Source organism: Photobacterium rosenbergii (genome assembly GCF_033022775.1).
GTDB classification, from domain to species: Bacteria; Pseudomonadota; Gammaproteobacteria; order Enterobacterales; family Vibrionaceae; genus Photobacterium; species Photobacterium rosenbergii_A.
Genome location: NZ_JAWJZI010000001.1, coordinates 55,548 through 81,360 on the forward strand (window position 1 = coordinate 55,548; position 25,813 = coordinate 81,360).

Sequence of the window (25,813 nt, forward strand, 5' to 3'; positions counted from 1 at the left end):
TAATCTGCGGTACGTGAGTTACTGGGATACTCGATTATACCATTGGTTTTATATTCGTTATCGTTATTCCTATCAAAAATTATTATGTTTCAATTATGTAGAGTCCAAGGTTAGAGTGGCGTAACGGGACTGTTTTAACGAAATATCATTCTCGTGAGAGTTTTCAATTGTTAGGTTTTTACCTTCGCGATTACTCTTTCATCTGACTTCAACCAGTCCTCAACGAACACCTCAAACAAAGGGTCATCAATCAAGTCACAGGGTTTGGCGGTTACGTATTTATGACTTTGCGCTTCTGCTGAGAGCAATCTCTCGTAGCCCTCTAAGTCGCCGTTATCTAGGTACTTGGAAACTAATGCTGGTGGAGCAACTGCTCGCTCCACCAATACCGATTTTTCGGAGATCATCCAAAGTAGAATATCAGTGTCGTCTCGGCCTTCTCGTATGAGGCTAAGATTGTTTTTGAGATTATCTATAAGATTAAAATGCTCATCGAACTGAAAGGACGGGTAGTACCTCCAGCCGTTCACATTGATACAAAGAGCGTTGTGCTGCTCTTCGGGTAATTCCTCATGAGAAATTAGTTCTAGGCCGTTGAGAAGCGAGACAATAGCTTTTAATCGCTTAGTTTCGAGCTTATTCATCAGATCTCCTCACAGCGATCATTGCGTTGGTCATCATACGGTTAATTTTCGTCGGTTGAGTCTTGGTCATCTTCCAATTTGTTACATTCAGCGATAACTTCTCGGTGACGTCTTTGTTTTTCTTTGTTTTCTTCTTTTTGTGCTTCAATACGCCTGATGTCTGAAAACCACACAAGCCATTCATTCAATGTTATAGATTTGCTCTCAACAGCGATTTGATTAAATGTGAGCATGTAATCACAGAACATGTTGAACACTTTCGCTTCATCGTCTCTTCTTAAGAGTGATGCAGGGCTAGCTGTGACATAGTTACGACTTTGCTCAAACAACTTTTCGGCTTTCATGTATTGCTTCATGCGTGCCTTGAGGAAAGCTGGGCGCCTAACAGGTACTTTGTAATCCCAAATTTGATAAGTTCTTTCAGTAAAGAACCACTTAACTGAGTTTTCTTGTTTGATGATCTTAATCAGGTCAAGACGTGGTGCTAGGTACGGATGAATGTCTCCATTTTCATCAAACTGCTCTCTCGGATAGAGTCTTGCATTATTAAGAGTCACAAACATCGCGATGTCACGTAAGCGAGGTTTGACTTCGTGTGCTTCGAAAACTTGTTTGAATGTACCGAGAAATTTCATAGTAATTGTTCCTAATTTTTGGATTTTGAGACGACTTTTTCCGCTTGCCTAACCGAAAGGGGTAGGCGTTTTCTGTTTTTGATTAATGAGTGTTGTGAGTCCACCTGCCTTTCGACGTGTGAAACTGAAGTAGCCGTCTTTACGTGTTGCTTAATTTGTTTAGCCAGCTTTTTATCTATCTGATTCCAATCAATAGATTGATGGTACTTAGCAGCCTCTCGTTTTGGTAAGTGCTGGTTTAGCCAGTCCTTGTCATATCGAAATAGCCACATGTAGCAACTGCTCGAATGTTTAATCTCTGTCCGAGTTAATGTTGGATTCTGGGAAATGATCTTCTGGAGTGTTTGACGATATTGATGTCGTTTTTGGCAGAACCAGAGTCGTTTTCTCCATGCGGATAATCCTGACATCGCATTTATTTGCTGTTCTACAGTACCAACGCTAACACCGCATAATTTGGCGATATCTCGTCTATGAATCCCGCGAAAAGCGAGTCTCAATATTTGGTCGACTAATGCATCGTTGAGTCTTTTAAATCGATGCTTGATTGTGACCCCATTGCGTTGCGCCATGGCTGCCAGAAAGCCAACCGAACATCCTGTCGCCTTGGCGACAGAACGAAGCGAGTTTCCTGAGGCCAACTCGGATAGAAAGACACGAGGCTTATGAGATTCCCGACTACAATAGTTCGAGACCTGAGCAGTTTGTCGAAAGTAACACTTGGCGTTCTTCGCAAAGAAAGCACCAACCAATGCATGCTGTATGTAATGGTTGTAGTGGTCGTTTAGGAGAAGGCACCTTAAGAAATTGAATTTATATAGCTTCGAAGGCAGTAGCTTTGCACCAGCAAATAGAGGAGCCCAAAAGTCTTGTAGACGATTGACGGCTTCTGATTGCCTGATCTGTCCTTTCGGAGTTAACAAATGGGTCTTAATCATCCAAGATGAGTGAGAGGGTGTAGCAATATGCTCGTATCGACGTTCGCATTCATAGCGATGCCAACTACTGATGAATTGCGATAACCTCAACGCTCGTTCTAAGCAAAGATCAGAACCATGGAAACATCTATCGTAAGGTGTTGGTGGTAGTTCGATGCGTTTGTTAAGGCCATCGGCATCTGTCGGTGTATATTGCAGCCAATAAGCATGCTTTGGACAAACGAACATACCGCAATACTGATGTACGGTACGCCAAATACCATGCCCCCATTTCAATGTGTCTTCCTCAAGGCATTGCGGACAGAACTTTAGTGCGCTGCTAAACCTTAACCGAGAAGAAGTAGTACGTGATAAGACCGCGATGTGACTGCCATCATTGCTCAACAGGTGCAATCTAAGTCTTGCTTTGCTTTTGTTATCTTGAAGGCAAGCGCCGACAACAGGGAAACAAGTACTGTTAAACAACAACCTTTCCGCATCTATTGAAGTCTGTTTGGCAACTTGTTCGAGCATGCAAGGAAGCTGGGGGTTAATGCGAACATCTGTGCGCCCTAGGAGAGCTCGGTTATTTTCGCGTAGCGAGCGTCTTGGTGAGGCTGCGTGGTGTCGCGCAACAAGGCTATAAAAGGCTTCACCAGCTATTTCGTGCAGGTACATAGGTCTATAACTGTCCTGTAGCAACCAGCATGAGAATGTAGATCAGTGGTGGACTAAATCTGTTTGTTGAAGTCGATAAAAATAAGCGTGTAGTCCTCATAGTGGGAGAAATTATGTGATCATTTACCTTCCTCGTGTTCGAGAAGTACTGCTCTAGAGCGCCTTTCCCTAGAGTCACGAAAATCTCTTTGTACCAATCGCCACAAGCTTTCTTAAAAGCCAACGTTTCAGTTTGCTCAAGCGTAAATCCGATGTGTGCCAACGTATTTTGTTGCACTGATTCAAGGCATAGGGTGAGCGTTTGATCATTTAACGCCAACATAAGCTGTTCAACTTTTAGCATTGTTTCATCATAGTACGCTCCCTGACTTGTCATGCTGGAACCACAGCTCGGACAGATTAATGCTGGGGTTTGCATTCGACTAAGATTCTTTACAGTGTAAGTGCATGAAGAACAGCTATTAATGAGCCCCGTTCCGTGTTTGTAGCAGTGAAAAACACCCTGTAGTTGGTGCTGTTGGTGAAAATATGAAATACCAACAGTATCTAAGTCTTCAGAAATGCAGTCTTTGCAGTAACGCCAAAAGCGATTATGTACCGTTTGGGATTGTGTGAAGTCGATGTCATATGGCTTTCCTTTCAAAAACAATGGTAGCTCGCGTTTCTCTCGCTCGTTGAGGAAAGACTCGATGACGTTACCGTGCATATGCATTTGCCAAATCGAACGATTGTCATCATTAAGAATATTCATCAGTATGGCGTCTAGGTCAGACATGACTGTAACTGGCGACGCACTGAAATTTGCCAGCCCTACACGTTTTGCTGAAGTAGCAAAAGTGCCAAAAGGGGACATAGTATGAACTCGGCTAAGGAAGCTTCTTAGGTGTTCGTTCGGTAGTAGGTACAAGATGTTATTCATACTTTCTAGCCTGCGCTAGTAAGGCTTCAGGAGTTAAGTTCTCTAGCATTTCTTGGTCTTTCTCAGTAAGGTTTGCGGCAGAACGAGAGCTTCTAATGGATTTCTTATAGACTTGGTTGCCGTCAATATCTGAGCCACTTTCAGAAAACAAATCCTGTTGAACCGAGTGCAATTGAGATAAAGGGTTGCAATCCTCATATTTATAAAATTGACCACGCTTTAGTGCCGTTAATGCGCCTGAGACCAAGAGAAATTGTTCTTTGAATACATGGTCTAGAGCAGCCATGCTTAGGTCTTGATTGTTTGGTGTTAGATAAGTCAGATAAGACAATGTGGCCTTTATTAGGCTGCTCGCGATAGCAGGGATCCCTGCTGATAAGTAGTGAACATGGCGTGTTAGAGTATCAATGTCAGTTGTCTGATTCTTAAGTAATTGTGTCGGGCACATTTGCTTAATGAAGCGTTTCCAAAACGAACTTTCAACATCACATTGCTCTAAGATTAGCGACCCTGTCTTTCCAATTCGCCTAGCGGCAGTCATCTCTTTAGAAAACAGATTAAGTGTTGATAGTGTCCCGACGAGTAATAGTGGTACACCAACCTTGTTAAACAACTCTTCCACGAACTTTAGTGTGGCGTTCTCGTTGTTACCGACTTTCTCGTACTGTCGAGTTTCAGATAGGTTCTGAGCTTCATCTAGAACAATAATCCCAACACCATGGATGAGTAGAGCCTTACGAACCGCAATCATTAGTGCTGTAACTGAGCTTTTCTGATGTGATTCGTAATAATTCTCACCAGTTACCGAATCGATGGACTCAAGAATCCTCCAGAGTAGTGCACGCTGCCCGCGAGCTGTTGGGATATCGATCTTGAGCCAGACAATCTGTTCGTAGATGAACTTTTTTCCTTGGTACTCTTGATGTGAAATGACTTGAGGAATGGCAGACAAGATGCTTTCTACCATCGCTGACTTTCCGCGACCTGATAGACCTGCTACCAAAAAACTCTGCTGATTTGCTGTTTGCTTTAGAGTGCGCTCTTGCCCTTCAGGTATTTCAATAGAGTCGGCAAATTGCAATTGTTTAATATCGCCATACACCAAAGGGTTGCGATAGATATAGCCTCGCTCAATCATGCGAAATACGGTGTCATAAAGGCGTGGGGCTTCATCCTGAACAACATAGCACTCAGATAGGTTATCAATGAATGTTCTGGTGTAGTAACCATGATGCTCAGTAGGGAGCGAACTGACATCAATCATCATGTCAGGAGATAGTGTTGTTGCCTGGATAAATTGTTTAGGTAGCAATGGCATTCCAAGCGCTTCAATCAGAGGATTTTGTGCCATCTGAGAGTTAGGGTGAGGTATATAATTAGCTATCATCTTGTTCATCATCAAAGTCAAAAAAAATCAGGTGTTTCCAAGTGTTGGGTATTCTTTTTAGCAGTGGAGCTAGCGTTATCTTCGGAACTTAACGTTGCTGCTATTTGCTCAGATTGTTTGCTGCGTTCAATAGAAGAGACGATACTCTTTCGTTCTTTGATACCTGTCTGGATAGACTTTGCTGACGATGTTTTTAAGTATCGAGCGTCAGCTTTTGCTTGTTTATCGATTTCATCCAGTTTGTTTAAGAACTCAATTTTGTTAGCGAATGAATGTTCTTCATGAAGGCTTTGTTTTTGTTTGGTTAATTCGATTTCATGAAGGGTCGATTGCCAAATTTGATTACGATACGCTTCAGAGCGATCAGTGAGTTCTAAAGTAATTAGTTCGTTAGACTCAGGGTCTTTACACCAAATAAAGTTCGTTGAATTTTGGTCGTATCGAACTTCCACTGTGTATCGGCCAAAATTACGAGCTTTGTCTAACCATTGTTTATGAATGATTTTGTTAGCGCTGTAATACAGCCCCTTAAAGTAAACGCCCTCCATTCTCACAGTCGCCTTGTCAGCAGGTAGCAATGCGAAACGAAGTCGCTCTTCAGGAATCTGAGCTGGCGGTATCATCATTTCTTCTAGCCCGTAGAGATATAAGTCTCTAGGAGAGAAACCAACATCATCACGAGACATCTCGAAGTTATGGTTGTTCTTTCTAAGGCGGTTGTTATTGGTATAAATGATTGTCCTTATGAGCTTTTCCATGAATGCTTCGAAGGACATCGACGCTTTTCTAGAAGCGTGTTGCTCTTCCTTGCTGGGTACTTTCATGACTTGACCAGGCACAAATCGAACAGCATTTTGATGAAAAATATCAAATGCTTTCTCGACAGTTCCTTTACAATCCCCGCGATGATACGGAGCGAAACTGGCGATTGATAAGCCAATTTCACCCTTAAGCATGCTTTCAATGTTACGGTCTGTATACTCGGAACCTCGATCCATGACTAACTGTGAGCAGACATGGTGGCACGGCCATTCGTTTTCAGTAATTTCAACGCCATAGCGTTTAGCAAACTGGACTTTGTTGGTAAAAGCATTGAAAAGGGCTTGTGATGCTCCCGTCCAATCTGGGCCGTGAAAACAAGCATGAGTGCCAACAAACATGCCAGACCACGTATCTACAACTAGATAGATCACAGGGCGTCCCGTGGCTAACTGATTGGTTTTGTCGTAGGGGTAGCGTATGTATTGATCAACGACTGTTGCATCTATTTCATAGCGGCTTGTGGGGCCACGAACACCCTGTCGAGCGAGGCCTGCACGGCCTCGGAAGTCTTTTTGAAAATTGGTCGTGCCGACAGCCTTCCTTATCAATTCAAGTTGATCTACGTTTTGTTTAAAATGATATTTAAATGCATTTCGTGAAATGAGTTTGGCCCTTGGAACAGGTAAAGCTATCTCATGTGCTTCTTCAATCATTGGTTTAACACGTGCATACATGAACTTGCGTGTAAACTGATCGTAAAGGTCACTCAGCCTAGCTTTGCCACCGTTTGGAATGGTTTTAGCAAATCGTCGAATATGTTTAATGTTTTGCTGAGTGACTCCACGATAAGGACTTCCATATCTGGTTTTCGGGCCACTTTTGCCTAACTCAGGGTCTTGGTCAAATGACGGTGCTTCAGGTAAAGACTGATTCGTTCCGCAATTTCTCCACAGAGGGAGTAGAGCATTGACATGAGAACCGTAATACCAGTAACGATTTAAAATTTTTGCTACATAACTGCGGCTGCGACCTGATGTTTCTATCAATCGATGTAAGATTGAACAGCTATCGATAAAAAGATAGTTGTAACGTAGTTCGTCGTTATCGATTAACGGGGCAATAATGTTGAAGCTGCTATCTCTGCGTTGTAACCACTTTCTGCGCTTCTTATCCTTCAGTAACTCTTCGTCCGACATGTATAGGTAAGGGCTAAAGGAATGCTCTAGCACTTTCCATTTGCCCAGTTCTATTTGGCTCAACGTATCACTTAGCATAATCGTATGAGGCCTTTTAGGTCGTTCAACATTGAGCTGAGTGACAGCAATCAGGTCGAGGTCTTGGCAAATATCTACGATAAGATATTCAAGCCCTTTTTTGTCATCGACCAATTTTTGATTAATTCTCATCGTGTTGCGTAATCATCATTACAGGGCGAAAAACTTCTATGCGCTCATTCAGGTCAACGTCTAGTTGACCTGAATACGCAAGATGTTGAAAGATCTCCAATGCAGCAAGTTCGGTTACATCGTGTACTAATGATGCGTGATTCAAATGCTGCTTTAGAGTTTTCTCTGGGGTGTTTATAAGGCTTCTGGTTAGAGTGTTTAACATCCCTTCGCGCAGTGGGCCTTCGATTTGACTCTCGCGTATATGATGGTAGGTCTCTCTAAGCCATTGAAGGTTGTATGTTTTGTTGGGGTTTAAGTCTTCATCTGTTATTTGCGTTAGATGATGGTTATAACGCCCCCAGTACATCTCTTCAATTTTGAACTTTTGTTGGGTTCGTGTGACTTTTTGGGGAGACTCAAATTCAGTACTTAGAGCTGAGCTCGGTTTATAGTTATACGGCTGAATGCCAAGCTGGTCTCTCGTCGCATCATACAAGGTGACAACGAAATCCGTGGTCATGGTTGCAGCAGGAATATCTTTACCATCCCTTTCTTTGTATTTAGCAGGGTGCCGATAATTCAGATGTTTAGCCCACTTGAGAGTTTCATTTATCGGTAATGGGTATTGTTCTTGTATATCCAAGACTTCAGGATCGTGCTCAAGATGAAAGAATAGAGCAAGCTCACCTAAGCTGAATAAGTGATGGCAGCGTTTCGTCTTGTGACTGAAAACAATATGAGATAGACCGACACTATTTGAACGTCGAACTGTAATATATGGCTCGTACTCACCATTCTTAATCTTCTTTAGGTGTTTTTCTAATTTTCTGAGCTCATAGTTTGTTATGTATGGTTGCTTAACTATTTTCATATGCCTAACCCTCACTTACTAATATATTGTTAGCAGCCTTTCTAGGGTTTGTCTAACTGGTTGTGCGTCTAAGCTGCTGTAAATAAAGGATTTATTATAACTTATATAATTAGATTAGAGCTTAGGGAGCTGAATTAGAATAGCTTGTAATTCAATGTGATATTTGAAGGTATACATGGAATTTGCAGTTTTTCATTAGGCTTATTTATTATTCCTTATATAAATCGATATAGAATATAATGTCCTTATATTTCATTGCTTTAAAAAAGAATTGTTCACGGATCGTACATTTGGAAATCTGACTCAAAAAGAACTGATAAAACATGCAAATTTATTGGTCTGGTTGCTTATTTTCGACAGAGTTAGATATCTTTTTTAAAGGGGCTAATATTACAAACGTGTGATGATTAGTTAGGCTTGGTTATGGTTAGCGCAGAAAGATTTATCAGTATGGCATGGGAACTAGAGCTCACCATCTGCTCATTGATAACTGAGCATACACCAGAGGGCTACTTGGATGTGTGTAGAGACCGAGCTAAGAGTAGAGGCATAGATGTCTTTAATCTGAACTTTAATGAGTATGAATCCCCCCTAGCTGCTTTCGCAGCAGAAGAGAATCGAGAACTGGTTGCTACTTTGGAAGGTTGTAGACGCAAGACACTTGTCATCTTTGAAGGAGCTGACGCGCTGGCACCTTTGGAGTGTAATGAGACGTTTTGGTTAAGATCTTTTCTGGTTAATAGCGATGCTAGTGAGCTTGTTGTTATTTTCTTGGTTACAAGTGAGGGGAAGGTAAGGTTGTTTCAGGATACTGAGGGAGCGTTCTATCGAGATTGTGTACGTTTAAACTAGATAACAACCCAATATGACTTACTTTTAATCATTTAGTTTGAAGCCTTTAGTTTGAAGCCTTGGACATTTTTCACATAGCCAGAATTGCTAAGTGTAAACAAAGCTTATTGAAGTTTGACTACATGCAAATATTCATCAGAACTCATATGTTATCATGGAGAAATAACGACAAATTAGGTAGTTGGCAGAATGAGTTATAATGAGTTTGTTGGCACGGCTGAGATAACAGATCAAGGCATACGTAAACATTTTACTAAATGGAAGAAAGTTCCTTTACAGTCGGTTATTGAATTAGTCGCAAACGGTTTTGATGCTAATGCTAAAACTGTCCATGTAGACATAGAATACAGTGAAATGGATGGCTTGGTGTCGGTATCGGTACTCGATGATGGCACTGGTATTGATATTGGCTCCTGTGATGAACACTTTTCTAGGTTTTACGAATCATCCAAAAAAGACGATGATGATTTACAAGGAGCCCATGGTCGTGGACGTTTAGCGTTTCATCTTCTATGCAATGATGCTATTTGGTTTACCAAAAGAAGTGAGGGCAAGAACGCTAAGATCTCAATTCAAAACGGAACTTTAAGAGAGTTTAGAGCAGCAGAGTTGACAGAAAGAGAGCAGATTGCGGCGTTACAAAACTCTGAACATGGGACTTATGTTCAACTCTCTAACTTCACGACCAATTTGCCTACAATAGATGTTATTACCGCTAAGCTTCAGTGTGAGTTTGGCTGGCGATTAGCCCTCAATAAGAACAGAAAGTTATATCTCAATGGTGAGGAAGTTGAAGTCCCTGATAATCAATTGGTTAAGAAAAAATTCCAGATAGAGGATGAGTCTTTTTACGTTTCTTTTGTCCGCTGGTTTGATAAACCAGGTGTTGAGAAATCGTACAATTACTTAGTCAATTCTGATGGAAGAGTTGTATTTAGGCAGCTTAGCAGCTTTAACAAGAAAACTGATTTCTATTTAAGTACATACACATCCTCTAAATGGATTCGCACTTTTGATAAGTATTCTAGTAGTCTGAACTTTACCAATGAGCCTTTAGCTAACCCTAATAGCCCAATCTATAAGGAGCTTTTAAAAAGAATTTATCAGGTTAGTTCAGAGATCTATGAGCAGTTTCAGATAGAACAGGTTGAAATGCAGATAGCCCTATATGAAAACAAGGGCTTCTTTCCAGAGCATAGTAACCTCTCTGATGACGAACGAGCTTGGCGTCGAAAAAACATTAAAAGCGTTGTTCGAGAGATCTACGTAGCTGACCCAACTCTTTTTAGAAACTTAAAACCTAAACAAGCGAAAATCCTCATAGCTTTGTTAGATAAAGTTCTAGTTTCAAATGAAAATGATGATCTTCTGGATGTTTTAGAGTGTGTTCTAGGACTTGAGGGTGAAAAGCTAAGTACCTTGTCTAACCAGCTCTCGAAAACATCTTTGGAGAATGTGATTGCCACCATAGAAGTGCTTCAAAAACGTGATATGGCGGTTTATAAATTGAGAGAGTTGATGGTTAGGCATTATAAGGAAGTGCTTGAAACACCTGATTTGCAACAGATCATCGAAAAGAACACGTGGTTGTTCGGAAATCAATATTCATTAATTGGAGCCGAAGAGGCAGATTTTCAGAAAATAGCAGTAGAGTTGAGAAACCACGTTAAGGGAATTAATACTCTAGATGAGGAAGATTTCGAACACAAAGACCTTGAAGAAGGACTCAATGTTGAAGGTGTGAGGCGACAAGTAGACTTATTTCTTGCCCGTAAAATGATGGCATTCGACTCCTCCAATCGTCCTTATTTTAAATGCACGATCATTGAAATTAAAAAGCCTAGCGTAGCTCTGAATCGAAAGCATTTAAATCAGATAAAGGACTACGCAAGGATCATTGCTCAACATGTCGGTTTCTCAGACCAAAAGATGAAGTTTGAGTTGATTCTTGTGGGAAGAAAAGTATCAGATAGTGATTACGACATCCCTTCTGCACTTGAAACCGCTGAAGAGAAAAATGAACCAGGGCTAGTATTTAGCCAAGATAAGGGGCGGATTAAAGGGTTTGTAAAAACGTGGGCAACTATTTTCGATGAGTTTGAATTATCGAACCACTATTTGCTGGAAAAACTCAAGCTAAAGAGAGATTCCCTAGAAGGCGAAACGTCAGTCTCGTTAGTCTCAACTCTTCAAGAGGAAGAATCCTGAGAATGAGCATGTGAGTGTTGAATAGTATGTATAGTTTTCGATATATATTTGGCTTAAAGCTAATATTATCAGTAACTTAATGTAGTCTAAAGATGTTAAAACCAATTATAAAAGAAGATGGTGTAACCACCAGAGAACGATATTTAGCAAAGCTAACTTCATCCAAGTTCTTTGGGCTATGGTCTTATCCAAATGTTTATACAGATGAAGGGTTGTCTAAAAATGGGCAGGGTAAAGAGCTTTGTGACTTGTTAGTCGTCTCAGGCGATACTGCAATAATCTTTTCTGATAAAGACATTAAATTTAGTGTTGAGAAAGGGGAAGACGTTGCTTGGAAGCGTTGGTTTAAAAAAGCTGTGACCAAGTCTGCACAGCAGCTATATGGGGCGGAAAAGTGGCTATTGCAACATTCGACTAGGGTTTTCTTGGACAAACAGTGTACTAGCAAGTTCCCTTTAGAGCTAAGTTCTATAAAAAAAATACATTTAATTGCTGTTACGTGTAATACAGCTAGCTACATAAAGCGAAGTTTTAACAGTCGCAGTGGGTCTCTGATTCAACAGTATCATATGGATACTCATAAGTGCATGGAACAACCTTTTCATATAGGAGATTTATATCCTGATAAAAGATTTATTCATGTGTTAGATGAAGTAAGTCTTGATATTGTGCTGACTGAAATTGATACGATTACTGATTTCATACACTACTTAGATGAAAAAGTACGTGTAATCAGGAACAAGGAGCTATCTTGGGCAACTGGAGAAGAGGAAATAGTATGTGCGTACTTACGAAATCGTTATTCTTCGCAAGAAAACAATTTGGGGAAAATAGCACCACCAGTAGAGAGTGACAAAAAATTAGGAATGGCTTTATGTGATGGATTATGGGATGAGTTTAAGAGCTCGGATATCTATTCCGTTACCAAAAGCTACTTTAAACAAGGCAGTACACTGGATACTTTGTTAGAGCGTTTTTCTTCGCATATTCTTGAGGGTAATGTCGGTATTGCAGCAGACAAGCCTTTTAGCACACATGAACAAGCTGTTAGAGAGCTAGCTTTAGAACCTCGTATGTCTAGAGCAAAGTTATCACATGCTTTTTCAGATAAATTGATGGAAGTACCTCAGGACAAGAGAAGCTCTAGGCTAATTCGGTCAGATTATTTTGAAAAAAAATTATACGTTTTCCTGTTTTTGCCTAGAGATGATGAACAAAGTGATATTGAGTATAGAGATGAAAGGCAGCAGTTCAGTAACGCGTATGCTCTAGTAGCTAAACTAATACACCCTCACATCACTAAGGTTGTATTAATTGCTACTGATACATATGGCACAGTTAGAACATCTGAAGATATTTATTGTTTTAACTTCGATAGACCATTGGAAACGGAAGAAAAAATACTAGCTCGAAAGCTTCAAAAAGAAGAGGGGATTCTTAAAAAGGCAAAGACTGGATTCAACAGACCTAACTGGCTTAAGGCAATAAAGAAAAGCACACGCAAAGATAGCTCTAAGAACTACAAGAATGTAAAACCAAAGCGTAATGAACCTTGTGCATGTGGTTCAGGTAAGAAATACAAAAAGTGCTGTATGCCAGCTTGAAAAACATAAGGCGAATCAAGAACAAGAAAGGCGAACCATTTGGTTCGCCTTTTGTTATTCAAGTTAGTTTCCAACTTAGTTATCGGTTTCCAACTCGGTTATCACAGTTTCCAACTTGGTTATCTGTGATCATCACTCTAGTCTTCGATGTAGTTCTCAATGCCTGGGCAAGAACAAACTAGGTTACGGTCACCGAACACGTTATCAACGCGGTTTACTGTTGGCCAGTATTTCGCATCTTTAGTCTGTGCTGATGGGAAGCAAGCAAGTTCGCGGCTGTAGCTGCGGTTCCATTCAGCGTCCATCATGTCAGCTTGGGTGTGCGGGGCGTTAACCAGCGGGTTGTCTTTCAGATCCCACTCGCCATCATGAACACGGGCGATTTCATGGCGGATAGCAATCATGGCGTCGCAGAAGCGGTCTAGCTCTGCAATGTCTTCAGACTCCGTTGGCTCAATCATTAGCGTACCCGCAACTGGGAACGACATGGTTGGCGCGTGGAAGCCGTAGTCCATCAAACGCTTAGCAACATCTTCTTCAGAGATACCTGACGCTTCTTTGATTGGGCGAATGTCGATAATACATTCGTGCGCAATGCGGCCGTGTGTACCACGGTATAGCACAGGGTAGTGCGGACGTAGGCGTTCCATAACGTAGTTAGCGTTCAGGATGGCCAGCTTGGTTGCTTCCGTCAAACCTTCTTCGCCCATCATCGCAATGTAAGCGTAAGAGATTGGTAGGATTGACGCAGAGCCAAGGTCTGCAGCAGATACTGCGTATTGTGGCTGTTCAGCTTCAGTGTTCTCAACGTGACCCGGTAGGAACGGAGCAAGGTGAGATTTAACACCGATAGGACCCATACCAGGACCGCCACCACCGTGTGGAATACAGAAGGTCTTGTGCAGGTTAAGGTGAGAAACGTCAGAGCCAATGAAGCCAGGGCTAGTTAGGCCAACCTGTGCGTTCATGTTTGCGCCGTCTAGGTAAACCTGACCACCCGCTTCATGAACAAGCTCACATACTTCCTGTACGGCTTCTTCATATACACCGTGCGTAGACGGGTAGGTGATCATGATGCAAGACAGGTTGTCACGGTGCTTTTCGATCTTCGATTTAAGATCTTCTACATCGATGTTGCCCTGGTCATCACAGCCAACTACCACAACTTTCATTGAAACCATTGCCGCTGATGCTGGGTTAGTACCGTGCGCAGAGCTTGGGATCAAACAAACATTACGGTGTGCGTCGCCATTGGCTTCGTGGTAACGCTGGATTGCGATAAGACCTGCATATTCACCCTGAGCACCAGAGTTTGGCTGTAGAGAGAATGCATCGTAGCCCGTGATTTCACAAAGCATCTTGGACAGGTTGTCTGCTAACTCAGCATAACCTTTCGCTTGGTCTGCAGGCGCAAATGGGTGCAGGGCACCAAACTCTGGCCAAGTTACTGGAATCATCTCTGCAGCAGCATTTAGCTTCATGGTACAGCTACCCAGCGGGATCATGCCATGAGTTAGCGAGTAATCTTTGTTTTCCAGTTTCTTCATGTAACGCATCATTAGCGTTTCACTGTGGTACTGGTTGAACACTGGGTGAGTCAGGTACTGGCTGGTACGACGGCAGCTTTCAGGGATAGCAGCAAACTCGTCGCTAGCAATGTCGGCTGTGAACATTGATGCTTTCAGGTTTTCACCGCTGAATAGAGCCAATAGCTCTTCGATGTCGGCAACCTTGGTAGTTTCGTCAATGCTAATACCCAACTGAGCGTCGTACTTACGAAGGTTGATGCCAGCATCAAGCGCCTTGTTGTAGAACTCAGTCGTTTTCTTGCCTGTGTTCAGTGTCAGGGTATCGAAGAAGCTGTCGTTGGCTAGTTCGATGCCTGAGTTGCGAAGACCTGCTGCAAGGATAGCGGTTAGGTGGTGTACACGGCGGCCGATTTTGCGTAGGCCTTCAGGGCCGTGGTATAGCGCATAGAAGGCTGCCATGTTGGCAAGTAGCGCCTGAGCGGTACAGATGTTAGACGTCGCTTTCTCACGGCGGATATGCTGCTCACGCGTCTGCATTGCCATACGTAGTGCTTGGTTGTCACGGGAATCTTTAGACACACCGATAACTCGGCCAGGCATAGTACGCTTATGCTTGTCTTTGGTAGCCATAAAGCCAGCGTGTGGACCACCAAAGCCCATAGGTACGCCGAAGCGTTGTGCTGAGCCAATAACTACGTCTGCGCCCATTTCACCCGGTGCTTTTAGCAGGGTAAGGGCCAGTAGGTCTGAAGCAACCGCTACCAAGGTTTTCTTGGCGTGGGCAGCTTCGATAATGTCTGTGAGATCTTGTACGTTACCGGTAGTACCAGGGTACTGAACCAATGCACCGAATACGTCGTGCTGGTCAAGATCTTGGATATCACCGCGAATGATTTCGATACCGATGTAACCGGCACGAGTCAGGACAACATCAACGGTTTGAGGGTGCAAGTCGTTAGATACGAAGAACGCCTTGCTCTTGTTTTTGCTCGCGCGCTGACACAGGGTCATGGCTTCGGCTGCTGCTGTTGCTTCATCCAGAAGTGATGCGTTAGCCAGCTCCATGCCGGTCAGATCCATGATCACCTGCTGGTAGTTAAGCAGTGATTCTAGGCGGCCCTGCGAGATTTCTGGCTGGTAAGGAGTGTAAGCCGTGTACCAACCTGGGTTTTCCAATACGTTGCGTAGAATAACGTTCGGAGTAAAGGTGTTGTAGTAACCCTGACCGATAAAGCTGCGGTTGATGATGTTTTTGCTGGCGATAGCTTTAAGAGAGGCCAGCATGTCCGCTTCGCTTTGTGGCAGGTCGAGCTGCATTGCCCCTGGTAGGCGAATTGCAGCCGGAACCGTTTCATCGATTAGCTGATCGACGCTTGAAGCGCCAATGGTTTCCAGCATGATTTTTTGTTGTGCCGAATCCGGGCCATTGTGACGACCTGCAAATTCTTTATCGTCACTTAGAGCATTTAGAAGAGTCATGTCGGTCATGGTTCTTTCCTGAACAGTTACTACCTATTGCATTGAGCATATTGCAATAGCTTTGGGTCATCGAGTTGTTGAGCGAGTATCAGTGTTAAATGGGCTTTCAGGTATTTAACACAGAAAGCCCGGCTCAATCAGTCTTCTTCGATGTTCGCTAGGTATTTCTCAGCGTCGATCAGGTTGGAGAGTTCTTCAACATCCTGAATCTTGATTTTAGCAATCCAGCCGCCTTCATACGGTTCTTCGTTTACAAGCTCAGGGCTGTCTTCCAGCTCCTCGTTCACTTCAACGATTTCACCTGTAATAGGCGCGTAGATATCAGAAGCAGCCTTGACTGACTCAACCAGAGAGAAAGACTCGCCAGCTTCTGTTGAGTCGCCAACTTCCGGCAGGTCAACAAATACAACATCACCAAGAAGACCCTGAGCGTGGTCAGAGATACCCATAGTGATAGTGCCGTCACCATTGTCTCGAACCCACTCGTGGCTTTCAGCGAACTTCAGTGTATTTTCCATTTGTAACTCCTTGCGCAATCTTTCCGCAGATTTTATTAGTTGTTTCAGCGACTGGCTTTACCAGCCGCTAGGTTTATATCAGTGTGTTAGTAAACTTTATTGCTCAGCTTATTGGTAAAGAGGGAAGCGGCTGCAAAGTTTTTGCACCTGCTGCTTCACTTTCTGTTCAACGGCGCTGTTGTCTTCTGGGTTTGCTGCCAAACCGTCAAGTACATCGCCGATCCATTGACCAATTTGCTTAAATTCTTCAGCACCAAAGCCACGGCTCGTACCCGCTGGTGTACCGAGGCGGATACCTGAAGTGACCATTGGTTTTTCAGGATCAAAAGGTATACCGTTTTTGTTACAGGTAATGCCTGCACGCTCCAGTGCTTCTTCAACTTGGTTGCCTTTCAGGCCTTTCGGGCGTAGGTCAACCAGCATCAAATGTGTGTCGGTACCGTTAGTGACGATATCGCAACCGCGAGCTTGCAGTACTTCTGCCAAGACTTTCGCGTTGTTGATCACATTCTTGATATATAACTTAAATTCAGGCTCTAGTGCTTCACCCAATGCAACCGCTTTACCAGCGATAACGTGCATTAGCGGGCCACCTTGAAGACCAGGGAAAACCGCAGAGTTGATCTTCTTATTGATATCTTCATGGTTGGTCAGGATCATACCGCCACGAGGACCGCGAAGCGTTTTGTGTGTTGTGGTCGTAATAACGTGGGCATGAGGAATTGGGCTAGGGTGTTCACCTGCAGCGATAAGGCCTGCGATGTGCGCCATATCAACCATTAGGTATGCGCCGACTTCATCCGCAATCGCACGGAATTTAGCAAAGTCAATCTGGCGAGGGATGGCTGAGCCACCCGCGATAATCATTTTCGGCTGGCTTTCGATAGCAAGTTGGCGAACCTGCTCGTAATCAATCTCACAAGTCTCTTTATCTACGCCGTATTGAACCGCATCAAACCATTTGCCTGACAGAGCAGGGCGTGCCCCGTGCGTTAGGTGACCACCCGCATCAAGCGACATACCCAAAATTGTGTCGCCTGGCTGAAGAAGAGCTAGCATCACCGCACCATTAGCCTGGGCACCTGAGTGAGGCTGAACGTTGACGTATTCACATTGGAAAAGTTGCTTGGCGCGGGCAATAGCGATGCGTTCTACTTCGTCGACATGCTCACAACCACCGTAGTAACGGCGACCAGCATAACCTTCAGCATACTTGTTGGTTAGACAGCTGCCTTGGGCCTGCATTACCGCTTTAGACACAATGTTCTCTGATGCAATCAACTCGATCTGCTGGTTTTGGCGTGTTAGTTCTGCAGCAATACCTGCGTTTACCGCCCCATCAACCTCTGCAAGATGGGTTGAGAAGAACACTTCTAAATCGTGGTTTTGGTATGAAGCTTTCATTTCACGTTATCCTCTAATCGCGCTCTTAAAGGTCATCCCTTGTTCCGAGCCAAAGCGTGTATCGTTGTTATGGATATTTGTCGTTACACGTTGCTGATTACCAGTAATACGCGTTGAGTAAACGTATCACCTAACAACTGCATAACATGCCTTACTATAGATAGCCGATTAAACGAAAATTTCCAATAGTGGAACATCATGTACTTTAATACTCACAATCTTACGCAAACGTTTGCCTTTTGCAAACTAAATTTCTAATATGGTGTTAACTTTTTTCTAAAGAGTGGCTTGGTGCTAACTGTGTAGAAAAGGTTAAATTTGTATGCCAACCCTTGTTGTGTAAGGGATTATGACGTTCTACAACGTATTTGCAAAGGTGCTGGATTTAACTTAGTTATGCATTTTAATGTGTGATTCAATGCGAGAGGAACGTTTGATTTTTGTTCTGTTTCCTTTTGGAAACTAAATTTCAAATATGATGCATTGGTCATATTTTTTTTACCTATGTACTTTTATGTTTCCGAGTTGCTATGCCAGAATGAAGAAAGTGTCGTTACCAGGGAGGGAAGTAATGAGTGACGAACAGCAGGTTGATGTTTATCCATCAATGACCGTCGTAAAAGAGTTCGAGTCCGACAAGGCAGATAAGATTGAGCCAATGCAACTAGGAAAGCGGCTCAAAGAAATTCGTATGGCACATGGCCTGACTCTTGAGGAAGCCAGCAAGCGGACGGGGTTGGCTCGCTCGACATTATCAAAAATAGAAAACGAACAAATTTCTCCTACCTTTCAAGCAATGCAGAAACTAGCAGGTGGGTTAGAGATTGATATTCCACAGCTTTTTGCGCCACCTAAACAGCTAAAGGCTACGGGGCGTAGGGATATTACCCGTAAGGAACAAGGTAAGCCGCACCCGACAACGACGTATGAACATGAGTTATTGGCAACCCAGTTAACCAATAAGAAGATGATGCCTTTTAAATCAAAAGTACGAGCGCGGGCTTTTGAGGATTACAGTGATTGGATTCGTCACGATGGCGAAGAGTTCTTGTTGGTGCTAGATGGTGAGATCACCTTTTATTCAGAGTTCTATGAGCCAGTGAATCTAAGTGAAGGGGACTCTGTCTATTACGATGCCAATATGGGTCATATGTTGACATCTGTCAGTGAAGAGGATGCATTAATACTGTGGGTTACCGCCTCTTAAGTGACCGTGTAACTTTAGGGTTTTGAGATAAGATCGCCAAGGAAACTACTTTGTACAATAAAGAGTTCTTTGTTGATGATGTTTTGCATGGTTATTGAATATCACCAAATGGCCTTCTGATTGTTAAAGCTATTGAGTGATTTAACAATTGTTGACTTGCTTGGGAAGAAAGGGAGCTTACTGTGAGGCTCCTTTTATTTTGAAAAAGTGTTAACTCAAGATTATTTGCCTATGATTCAAATGTGTGATGTAGCACGGTTGAATGATAGGAAACTTTGTTTACTATAAGAAACCATCTATAACATGGTTGTAACAGCTGATATGGAGTATCGCCGCATTGCTCGCGGTGTATGGAGTAAAATCGTATGTCACAAGAATTACTGGTAACACCACTACACGCACTACACATTGAAATGGGCGCCAAGATGGTTCCTTTCGCTGGTTATGATATGCCGGTTCAGTATGCGCTAGGTGTACGTAAAGAACATATCCATTGCCGTGAGTCGGCTGGTCTATTCGATGTATCACACATGGGGCAACTTCGCCTACACGGTGCAAACGCAGCAAAAGCGATTGAGTCACTGGTGCCTGTTGATATTATCGACCTGCCTGAAGGCAAGCAGCGTTATGCGTTCTTCACCAATGAGCAGGGTGGTATCCTTGATGACTTGATGGTGACTAATTTCGGTGATCACCTGTTCGTCGTCGTGAATGCGGCATGTAAAGAACAAGATATTGCTCATATCAAAGCGCACCTTCCTGAAGATGTCACACTGGAAATCATTGAAGACCGTGCTCTGCTGGCACTACAAGGCCCTAAAGCTGCGCAGGTATTGGCTCGCTTAAACCCAGTTGTTAGCGACATGATTTTCATGGATGCGGCAAAAGTTGAATTATTGGGTGTTGAATGTCTAGTCAGCCGCTCTGGTTACACTGGCGAAGATGGCTATGAAATCTCTGTGCCTTCGGATAAGGCAGAAGCGCTAGCACGTGAATTGCTAGGACAAGAAGAGGTTGAGTGGATTGGTCTTGGTGCTCGTGATTCGCTGCGCCTTGAATGTGGCCTATGTTTATACGGTCATGACATCGATACGACAACAACACCAGTCGAAGGTAGCCTGTTATGGGGCATTAGCAAACCTCGCCGCGCTGATGGTGAGCGTGCTGGCGGTTTCCCTGGTGCTGATATCATTCTTGAGCAGATCAAAACTAAAGATATCGCTCGAAAACGTGTCGGCTTGGTTGGTCAATCAAAAGCGCCAGTACGAGAAGGCAGCAAGTTGTTTGATGCCGATGATAATGAAATTGGTGTTGTAACATCGGGTACTTTTGGCCCAACGAAAGGAGCTCCGGTCGCGATGGGTTATGTCAAAACAGACCTAGCAGTTATCGGTACTGAGATTTTCGCAGAAGTTCGTGGCAAGAAACTGCCAATGACTGTTGAAAAAATGCCCTTTGTTCCTCAAAACTACTACCGTGGCTAATCAATAACTTTTCAATAAAACATTGGAGTTATTAGATTTCTTCATCGATTTTAAAAGGAGCCAGCAAGGCTCCTTTTTTGTCTCATTTTGTCTCAAAGTCAGGCTGGAAAAAAAAGCTGAAATCAACTTTGCTTTAGTTATGGCGGTGCCAATTAAGCTGAGGTTGTTATGCAAGTTGTTTGTTTAGTGAAGAACGTTAGCTCACTTAAGAATCGAGCATCGAGGTATATCTCGATGGTTGTTTTGGCTATGACCGTGTCATTTGGCCTTTCAGCCGAGTCTTTGTTGATGGGGTTCGATGAGTATATGGATAGGTGCATGTCCTCTTATGGTCAGGACAAGGTCACACGCTCCGTTTGTGAAAATCAATATAGAGCTATTGAGAAAAAAGAACAGGAAATATTTGCTCAAACCAATGATTTTGAAAATGAGATATGGCGAGAAGATAATAAGAACGATGAAAAAGTGCGAGAAAATAATTAATAACTTTTTCAATACTGTTAATGAGTTCAGCTTGATGAGTTCAGGTGGTTTCTTTTCGCCTAGCTTTTCCTGCTAATCTGAAATCCTTTTCTGAATGAAAGCTGTCTGCTTGGTCGATTTATTTGTAAATTGACATACAGTACAAGTCTGTTTGTGTCTGTGATAAATCAACAAGTTAACATATTGATTGTTATCAATGGCTTAGGGTGATTCCTTCCGTTTCAAAACTCAGAGTAATTTATTGTATGCAATTTAACTGTTCAGCTTATATTTAGCCGATAGGCGTACTATCTATAAGGTAAATTAAACACCTGATGACAGTTCGGTTTATTTATCATGGTTACGATAAATAAATTGCTTTCATTAACCCTTGTGAGTGTATGGTTATGCGGCATTATTTGACTAAGTTTCCATTGTTTGTTCGTGAGCAATTAAATATGCGAGAAATGTTATTCGAGATCCTGTTAGTGATTGTAGCAATATCTGCGGCAATTGGTTTGTTTACCGCTGCTGTTATGGCCTAGTTGCTTGATTCTTCCTCTAGCGTCACTGTTGGTAGCATGACGCAGACTTCAACACCCAGATTATCTTTGCGATTCCTTAACAGAATCTTTCCCTGATGGTAGTCCGTTATCAAGCGAGCGATGAACAGCCCAAGCCCCAGATGTGGTTTATCATGCTTACTTTGACTGCGGACAGACACCATAGAGTTCAGCAGTTGATCGCCCATCTCTTGTGGAAGTAGTGGACCTTTGTTACTGACTATCAAGCAAGCTTGGTTATGGGTGTGTGACAGTGTCACATTGATAGGATCATTATCTTGACTAAAGTCGACAGCGTTTGAAATTAGCTTGTCGAGTAATTGGGCTAGGTAATCCGGTGCGCCATCAACCATTACAGGCTCAGTACCAGCATCAATATTAAAGAGCTGATCTTTGTACGCCATTTGGTAACCTTGCATACACCCCTCCACAAGTTTGTTAAGCGGGAAAAGTTCTTTTTCAGCACCTTGAAGACTCTGCTCTATGCGGGTGGCTTCTGTCATGCTCGACAATATCGTGTTTAACCTCTGAACACCTTCCTGGGCTCTATCTATGTATCGCTTGGCGTCTTCATCTTGTTCATGCATTGATAGGTTTTCAATGGATGAACGAACAACAGCAACCGGAGTACGTAATTCATGAGATAGCCTTGATGAAAGGTTCTCAAGATAATGGTTGTATTGGCCTAGGCGATTAACCATACCGGCTAGGCTACGACTCAGGTCGCCAATCTCATCACTTTCACTCGTAGCTGTAATGGTATGTTGTATTTTACCTTGGCTGTCGATGGCACTTTCAGCTTCATTACGAAGCTTTCTTATACGGCGCGAGATATTAGAGGCAAACAAGAAAAGCGTCAGGGTCCCAACCACAATGATGGCGATCAGTGCGTTGAGTAGCTTCTCAAGGGCACGATTACGCAATGTTTGGATACCGATGGTCGACTCTTCTGCAACAACCGCACCCATTACGTTGTCACCTAACCAGATCGGGTAGGCGGCAGCCAGTATCATTGCTTTACCATCACTTGAATGTCGCCAGTGTGAATAGCCGCGCCCTTGTAGCGCCTGCGATATATGGACGCCTTCGACTCTAGCGGCATCTTTTAGAGAGTCCTGGAATTCGGTTGGCTCGTTGATGAGGTAACGGTAGTAGAGGGGATGTAGCCATTTTTGTTCTAATGCCGCCCACCAAGAGTCATTGTCATCGCCATATTTAACTGATGATGACCAAACCCCGTTAGAGTCCTGGATGTCGCCGGTTTGGGCTAAGACGCGTTGGTGCCGGTCTATTACCCAAATCCGTGAGCTGGTGTGGCCCATACCTTTAAGGATATTTTCAATCTCCGGTGAGGGAATAAGCACAGTGCCCAGTTTGCTAACCTGATTGGTGTTCGAGGTACCGATAATGGTTTCAATTTCACGGTTGCTGGTGTTATTAACATCGTAGAAAGCAAAGCCTAGCTTGCTACCTAGCATTTCCACGGGGATGCGCAGCTCAATGTTATAGCCAGTATCAGTGGTATGCCAATAACCCTGTATTTGGCTCTCAAGTGCCAAATCGGCAGGGTTGGAGATCTCTCCATTGATATGCCAAGCATTAAACCAACCGTCTTCGTACACTGAGACGACATAGCGTTGGAAATCACCGCTGGGCGTTGTCATTGCAATGATCAGATGATCATTGCGATCAACTCTTGCTGAACCTTTCCGTCGCATAACAGGCTTCTTGTCATTGACTTCAAACATGGCGTAGAGGTAACCCTCATATTTACCGACCATATGATTGAAATGAACACTGGATCTTTGGTAGGGCCAACGACTGAATTGAATATATTCGCGATCATAGTTAACAACTTGTTCTGTGTAGTCGGCCCAGTCATTGATTTTCCCATCCAGCTTAATGGCTGATGTCAGTTCGTAGGCATAAAGATCTCGCCCTTTTTGTACCGATTGCAAAAAGCTGGCCTGATCACTAAACAGGTTTGGACGCTCGTTAAGTGCGGTTGCAACTGCCCTAGTCGTACCTACCAAGGTTTGCTCTTGGCCTTGACGAAGCAATTTCTCCATCTCAAGAATGTAGTTATAACCAATCCAAGGTAAGGTCAGTAGCAAGCACGCGATTAGGGTGATTTTTGTACGCAAACCAAAGGATGGCTTTAGTCTTGTTAGTTCGAAATCGGGCACTAGAGCCATTAAACGTTTGAGCATTAAGCCCCCCAGCGGTAGCCCATGCCATAAACGGTATTGATACAGTCGAAAGAAGAGTCAAACTGCATGAACTTCTTACGGATCCGCTTGATGTGAGAGGTGATAGTGCTGTCATCGACAACGACTTGGGCTTCGTCCATTAAATCATGGCGGCTTTTCACGTGCCCAGGGCGCTTGGCAAGGGCATAGACCATCCAGAATTCAGTCACAGTAAGCTCTACCAGGTTTTGCTGCCAGAACACTTGCATCTTGTTTTTGTCGATGGAGAGATCGCCATGCTGGATCAGCTCTACTTTATCGGTTGGTTGCTGCATCAGATCGCTACGACGGAACAAGGCCGCAATGCGGGCAATCAAATGCGGCAGGCTGATATCCTTTGTGAGGTAATCATCAGCGCCCATGCGTAAACCACATACCGTATCGAAATCGCTGTCCCGTGCAGTGAGAAAGATAATAGGCAGGGTGGGTGATAGCGCCCTTAATGATTGACATAAGGTAAAACCGCCGTCTATTTCATCTTGCAAGCCGATATCGATAATGGCCAAATCGGGCAGTTCGTTCTCAAAGGCCGCTTGGGCATCAGGGCGATTGTCAAAGCCTTGCACATCGTAGCCGTGTTTTTTCAACACATCGATGTAGTTTTCACGGATGGCTTTTTCATCTTCGACAATGACAATTTTCTTCATGACCTATTACCTATACCGCTATTGGTAAAATATTGTGAACAGTATTAATGCTGTGACTATACAACAATCTAGCTGATAGAAAAGGCTTGTTGGGGCAATCAGGGCAATTGCCATTTTTTTGCCACAATTGATCATTACATTGCCTTTTTTTGCGCCCCGATTCGCCAGATCGGTTTGCTTTAATAACCTCATCGAAACGACACAGCGACTCAAACAGTTTGTCGGAACACAATACATTAGATGAGGACATCACAATGAAAAAGCAGCTTATCTCAACACTAATCGCAACAACGCTAATGGCCTCTTTGGTATCTCCAATCGCGACGGCCAATGACAACACAGACGATAGCTACAAAGTGGGTGAACAAGAACAGCTTATTGGCTTAGGTTCTGGTGCTGCATTCGGCGCCATTGTCGGTGGGCCAGTCGGTGCGGTAGTCGGCGCTATGGTGGGCGGCATTGTGGGTACTGCGGTTGGTCAAGACGAGCAAATCAAAGCTCAAGATGAAGAGTTGGGTGAGCTGGTTGCCCGCAATACTGAGCTCGAGCGAATCAGCCGGAAATATAATCAAGCTCAAATTGAAATTGCCCGATTAGAGCAAGATAAATACGACCTGATGAACCACCAAGACCGTCAGCTAGACTTAGCGCTCGAAATGAATGTTCACTTCAGAACCGGTTCTGCAGAAATCGAACCTCTGTTCAAAGCACAGCTAGACGAAATCGCCGAGATCATGAAGCAGGCACCAGATATTCGCTGGGAGTTGTCAGGCTATTCTGACCGCCGCGGAAGCACCGAACGCAATCTTGCTTTGTCAGAGCAACGTGTAGAAGCGGTTAGACAGTATTTAGAAACCCAAGGTGTTGAAGGCGTCCAGCTTTATGCAAGTGCCTATGGTGATCAAGAGCCGCTAAAGCATGAACAAAACTTCGAAGGTGACTTCTTTGACCGCCGAGTGACCTTGCGTAGTTCAAGTGACAATGTCAGCACGGCAAAAAGCCACTAAGAGGTGAGTAATGACAGAACAACAAAAGCTGAAAGTCAAAGAGGAGGCACCTAGCTGGGTGCTTTCCTTCCTGATCACTCTGTTGCTCACCATGCAACTGACCGTTAGGGCCGATGATATTACCGCTCAAAAGATTGATATTGTTGGCGGAGAAACACTCTATGCTTGGGATGAAAACTGGCAGGAAGTGGATACCGAGCAGCACATACACCGCTTACCTAACAAAACTGAAAGTACGCTTGGAATACTGTCAAAAGAGGTAGGGCAGAAATGATGAATGAAATCGTTTGGTATGAACTGTTACTTAAAGTCTCATTACTTCATTTCAGCCTTATCTATTGCTGATACAAATGAAAAGAAAAGGAGGAAAACGAACCGGAGATAGTAATGATATGCTCG

General features: G+C 43.4%; 19 protein-coding genes. 7 read left to right on the top strand and 12 right to left on the bottom strand.

Annotated elements, in window-relative coordinates; translation table 11 throughout:
* Positions 1-170: 170 nt before the first annotated feature.
* Genes R2X38_RS00235 through R2X38_RS00265 form a run of 7 tightly spaced genes read right to left on the bottom strand, consistent with a single transcriptional unit; the run spans position 171 to position 8,201 of the window.
* Positions 171-644, bottom strand: coding sequence for a hypothetical protein (locus tag R2X38_RS00235; RefSeq protein WP_317519968.1), 474 nt, complete (start codon positions 642-644; stop codon positions 171-173).
* 41 nt (positions 645-685) lie between these two features.
* Entirely contained in the window at positions 686-1,279 is a 594-nt protein-coding gene (locus R2X38_RS00240; protein WP_317519969.1) for a hypothetical protein, read from the bottom strand.
* An 11-nt stretch (positions 1,280-1,290) separates the two neighbouring features.
* Positions 1,291-2,874 carry a TnsD family Tn7-like transposition protein gene (locus tag R2X38_RS00245; protein ID WP_317519970.1) on the bottom strand — a complete coding sequence of 528 codons (1,584 nt, stop codon included), beginning with the start codon at positions 2,872-2,874 and terminating at the stop codon, positions 1,291-1,293.
* A gap of 4 nt (positions 2,875-2,878) precedes the next feature.
* A complete protein-coding gene (locus R2X38_RS00250) occupies positions 2,879-3,793 on the bottom strand; it encodes a TniQ family protein (RefSeq protein ID WP_140358108.1) in 915 nt (304 codons plus the stop codon).
* On the bottom strand, positions 3,786-5,189 hold the full coding sequence (locus tag R2X38_RS00255; protein WP_317519971.1) for an ATP-binding protein: 1,404 nt from the start codon (positions 5,187-5,189) through the stop codon (positions 3,786-3,788). The genes R2X38_RS00250 and R2X38_RS00255 overlap by 8 nt, the downstream gene beginning before the upstream one ends.
* A gap of 8 nt (positions 5,190-5,197) precedes the next feature.
* Entirely contained in the window at positions 5,198-7,348 is a 2,151-nt protein-coding gene (locus R2X38_RS00260) for a Mu transposase C-terminal domain-containing protein (protein ID WP_317519973.1), read from the bottom strand.
* Complete coding sequence (locus tag R2X38_RS00265) at positions 7,338-8,201, bottom strand: TnsA endonuclease N-terminal domain-containing protein (protein WP_317519974.1); 864 nt, start codon at positions 8,199-8,201, stop codon at positions 7,338-7,340. The genes R2X38_RS00260 and R2X38_RS00265 overlap by 11 nt, the downstream gene beginning before the upstream one ends.
* Positions 8,202-9,242: 1,041 nt before the next feature.
* Here R2X38_RS00265 and R2X38_RS00270 point away from each other — a divergent pair.
* Together R2X38_RS00270 and R2X38_RS00275 are read left to right on the top strand one after the other, a co-directional pair.
* Positions 9,243-11,261 carry an ATP-binding protein gene (locus R2X38_RS00270; RefSeq protein ID WP_317519975.1) on the top strand — a complete coding sequence of 673 codons (2,019 nt, stop codon included), beginning with the start codon at positions 9,243-9,245 and terminating at the stop codon, positions 11,259-11,261.
* A gap of 92 nt (positions 11,262-11,353) precedes the next feature.
* Positions 11,354-12,865 (top strand): SEC-C metal-binding domain-containing protein, encoded by a 1,512-nt coding sequence (locus R2X38_RS00275; RefSeq protein WP_317519976.1) that lies wholly within the window; start codon positions 11,354-11,356, stop codon positions 12,863-12,865.
* Between the two features lie 137 nt (positions 12,866-13,002).
* Here the strand turns inward: R2X38_RS00275 and gcvP are convergent, their stop codons facing one another.
* The 3 genes from gcvP to R2X38_RS00290 all read right to left on the bottom strand — a co-directional run bounded on the left by gcvP (position 13,003) and on the right by R2X38_RS00290 (position 17,795).
* Complete coding sequence (gene gcvP / locus R2X38_RS00280; protein ID WP_317519977.1) at positions 13,003-15,882, bottom strand: aminomethyl-transferring glycine dehydrogenase; 2,880 nt, start codon at positions 15,880-15,882, stop codon at positions 13,003-13,005.
* A gap of 128 nt (positions 15,883-16,010) precedes the next feature.
* Positions 16,011-16,391 carry a glycine cleavage system protein GcvH gene (gcvH, locus tag R2X38_RS00285; protein WP_317519978.1) on the bottom strand — a complete coding sequence of 127 codons (381 nt, stop codon included), beginning with the start codon at positions 16,389-16,391 and terminating at the stop codon, positions 16,011-16,013.
* A gap of 108 nt (positions 16,392-16,499) precedes the next feature.
* Complete coding sequence (locus tag R2X38_RS00290; protein WP_317519979.1) at positions 16,500-17,795, bottom strand: serine hydroxymethyltransferase; 1,296 nt, start codon at positions 17,793-17,795, stop codon at positions 16,500-16,502.
* Between the two features lie 571 nt (positions 17,796-18,366).
* Here R2X38_RS00290 and R2X38_RS00295 point away from each other — a divergent pair.
* From R2X38_RS00295 to R2X38_RS00305, 3 genes are all read left to right on the top strand, one after another.
* Positions 18,367-19,002 (top strand): helix-turn-helix domain-containing protein, encoded by a 636-nt coding sequence (locus R2X38_RS00295; RefSeq protein WP_411184341.1) that lies wholly within the window; start codon positions 18,367-18,369, stop codon positions 19,000-19,002.
* Positions 19,003-19,367: 365 nt separating this feature from the next.
* Positions 19,368-20,486 carry a glycine cleavage system aminomethyltransferase GcvT gene (gcvT, locus tag R2X38_RS00300; RefSeq protein ID WP_317519980.1) on the top strand — a complete coding sequence of 373 codons (1,119 nt, stop codon included), beginning with the start codon at positions 19,368-19,370 and terminating at the stop codon, positions 20,484-20,486.
* A 234-nt stretch (positions 20,487-20,720) separates the two neighbouring features.
* Entirely contained in the window at positions 20,721-20,969 is a 249-nt protein-coding gene (locus tag R2X38_RS00305) for a hypothetical protein (protein WP_317519981.1), read from the top strand.
* A gap of 520 nt (positions 20,970-21,489) precedes the next feature.
* Here the strand turns inward: R2X38_RS00305 and pdsS are convergent.
* Together pdsS and pdsR are read right to left on the bottom strand one after the other, a co-directional pair.
* Positions 21,490-23,721 carry a proteobacterial dedicated sortase system histidine kinase gene (pdsS, locus tag R2X38_RS00310; protein WP_317519982.1) on the bottom strand — a complete coding sequence of 744 codons (2,232 nt, stop codon included), beginning with the start codon at positions 23,719-23,721 and terminating at the stop codon, positions 21,490-21,492.
* A complete protein-coding gene (pdsR, locus tag R2X38_RS00315) occupies positions 23,721-24,407 on the bottom strand; it encodes a proteobacterial dedicated sortase system response regulator (protein ID WP_317519984.1) in 687 nt (228 codons plus the stop codon). Before pdsR ends, pdsS begins: the two co-directional genes overlap by 1 nt.
* Before the next feature lie 254 nt (positions 24,408-24,661).
* On the opposite strand from pdsR, the gene pdsO reads away from it, so the two are divergent.
* Entirely contained in the window at positions 24,662-25,414 is a 753-nt protein-coding gene (gene pdsO, locus R2X38_RS00320) for a sortase-associated OmpA-like protein PdsO (protein WP_317519985.1), read from the top strand.
* 10 nt (positions 25,415-25,424) lie between these two features.
* A complete protein-coding gene (locus R2X38_RS00325) occupies positions 25,425-25,688 on the top strand; it encodes a hypothetical protein (protein ID WP_317519986.1) in 264 nt (87 codons plus the stop codon).
* Positions 25,689-25,813: the final 125 nt, after the last annotated feature.

Excerpts from the sequence above, each read along its gene's own strand:
- R2X38_RS00275 (WP_317519976.1), top strand. The coding sequence starts at position 11,354 with ATGTTAAAACCAATTATAAAAGAAGATGGTGTAACCACCAGAGAACGA.
- R2X38_RS00265 (WP_317519974.1), bottom strand. The coding sequence starts at position 8,201 with ATGAAAATAGTTAAGCAACCATACATAACAAACTATGAGCTCAGAAAA.
- pdsO (WP_317519985.1), top strand. The coding sequence starts at position 24,662 with ATGAAAAAGCAGCTTATCTCAACACTAATCGCAACAACGCTAATGGCC.
- R2X38_RS00270 (WP_317519975.1), top strand. The coding sequence starts at position 9,243 with ATGAGTTATAATGAGTTTGTTGGCACGGCTGAGATAACAGATCAAGGC.
- gcvT (WP_317519980.1), top strand. The coding sequence starts at position 19,368 with ATGTCACAAGAATTACTGGTAACACCACTACACGCACTACACATTGAA.
- R2X38_RS00290 (WP_317519979.1), bottom strand. The coding sequence starts at position 17,795 with ATGAAAGCTTCATACCAAAACCACGATTTAGAAGTGTTCTTCTCAACC.
- R2X38_RS00260 (WP_317519973.1), bottom strand. The coding sequence starts at position 7,348 with ATGAGAATTAATCAAAAATTGGTCGATGACAAAAAAGGGCTTGAATAT.
- R2X38_RS00235 (WP_317519968.1), bottom strand. The coding sequence starts at position 644 with ATGAATAAGCTCGAAACTAAGCGATTAAAAGCTATTGTCTCGCTTCTC.
- gcvP (WP_317519977.1), bottom strand. The coding sequence starts at position 15,882 with ATGACCGACATGACTCTTCTAAATGCTCTAAGTGACGATAAAGAATTT.
- gcvH (WP_317519978.1), bottom strand. The coding sequence starts at position 16,391 with ATGGAAAATACACTGAAGTTCGCTGAAAGCCACGAGTGGGTTCGAGAC.
- R2X38_RS00250 (WP_140358108.1), bottom strand. The coding sequence starts at position 3,793 with ATGAATAACATCTTGTACCTACTACCGAACGAACACCTAAGAAGCTTC.
- R2X38_RS00325 (WP_317519986.1), top strand. The coding sequence starts at position 25,425 with ATGACAGAACAACAAAAGCTGAAAGTCAAAGAGGAGGCACCTAGCTGG.
- R2X38_RS00295 (WP_411184341.1), top strand. The coding sequence starts at position 18,367 with ATGAGTGACGAACAGCAGGTTGATGTTTATCCATCAATGACCGTCGTA.
- pdsR (WP_317519984.1), bottom strand. The coding sequence starts at position 24,407 with ATGAAGAAAATTGTCATTGTCGAAGATGAAAAAGCCATCCGTGAAAAC.
- R2X38_RS00305 (WP_317519981.1), top strand. The coding sequence starts at position 20,721 with ATGGTTGTTTTGGCTATGACCGTGTCATTTGGCCTTTCAGCCGAGTCT.
- R2X38_RS00255 (WP_317519971.1), bottom strand. The coding sequence starts at position 5,189 with ATGAACAAGATGATAGCTAATTATATACCTCACCCTAACTCTCAGATG.
- R2X38_RS00240 (WP_317519969.1), bottom strand. The coding sequence starts at position 1,279 with ATGAAATTTCTCGGTACATTCAAACAAGTTTTCGAAGCACACGAAGTC.
- pdsS (WP_317519982.1), bottom strand. The coding sequence starts at position 23,721 with ATGCTCAAACGTTTAATGGCTCTAGTGCCCGATTTCGAACTAACAAGA.
- R2X38_RS00245 (WP_317519970.1), bottom strand. The coding sequence starts at position 2,874 with ATGTACCTGCACGAAATAGCTGGTGAAGCCTTTTATAGCCTTGTTGCG.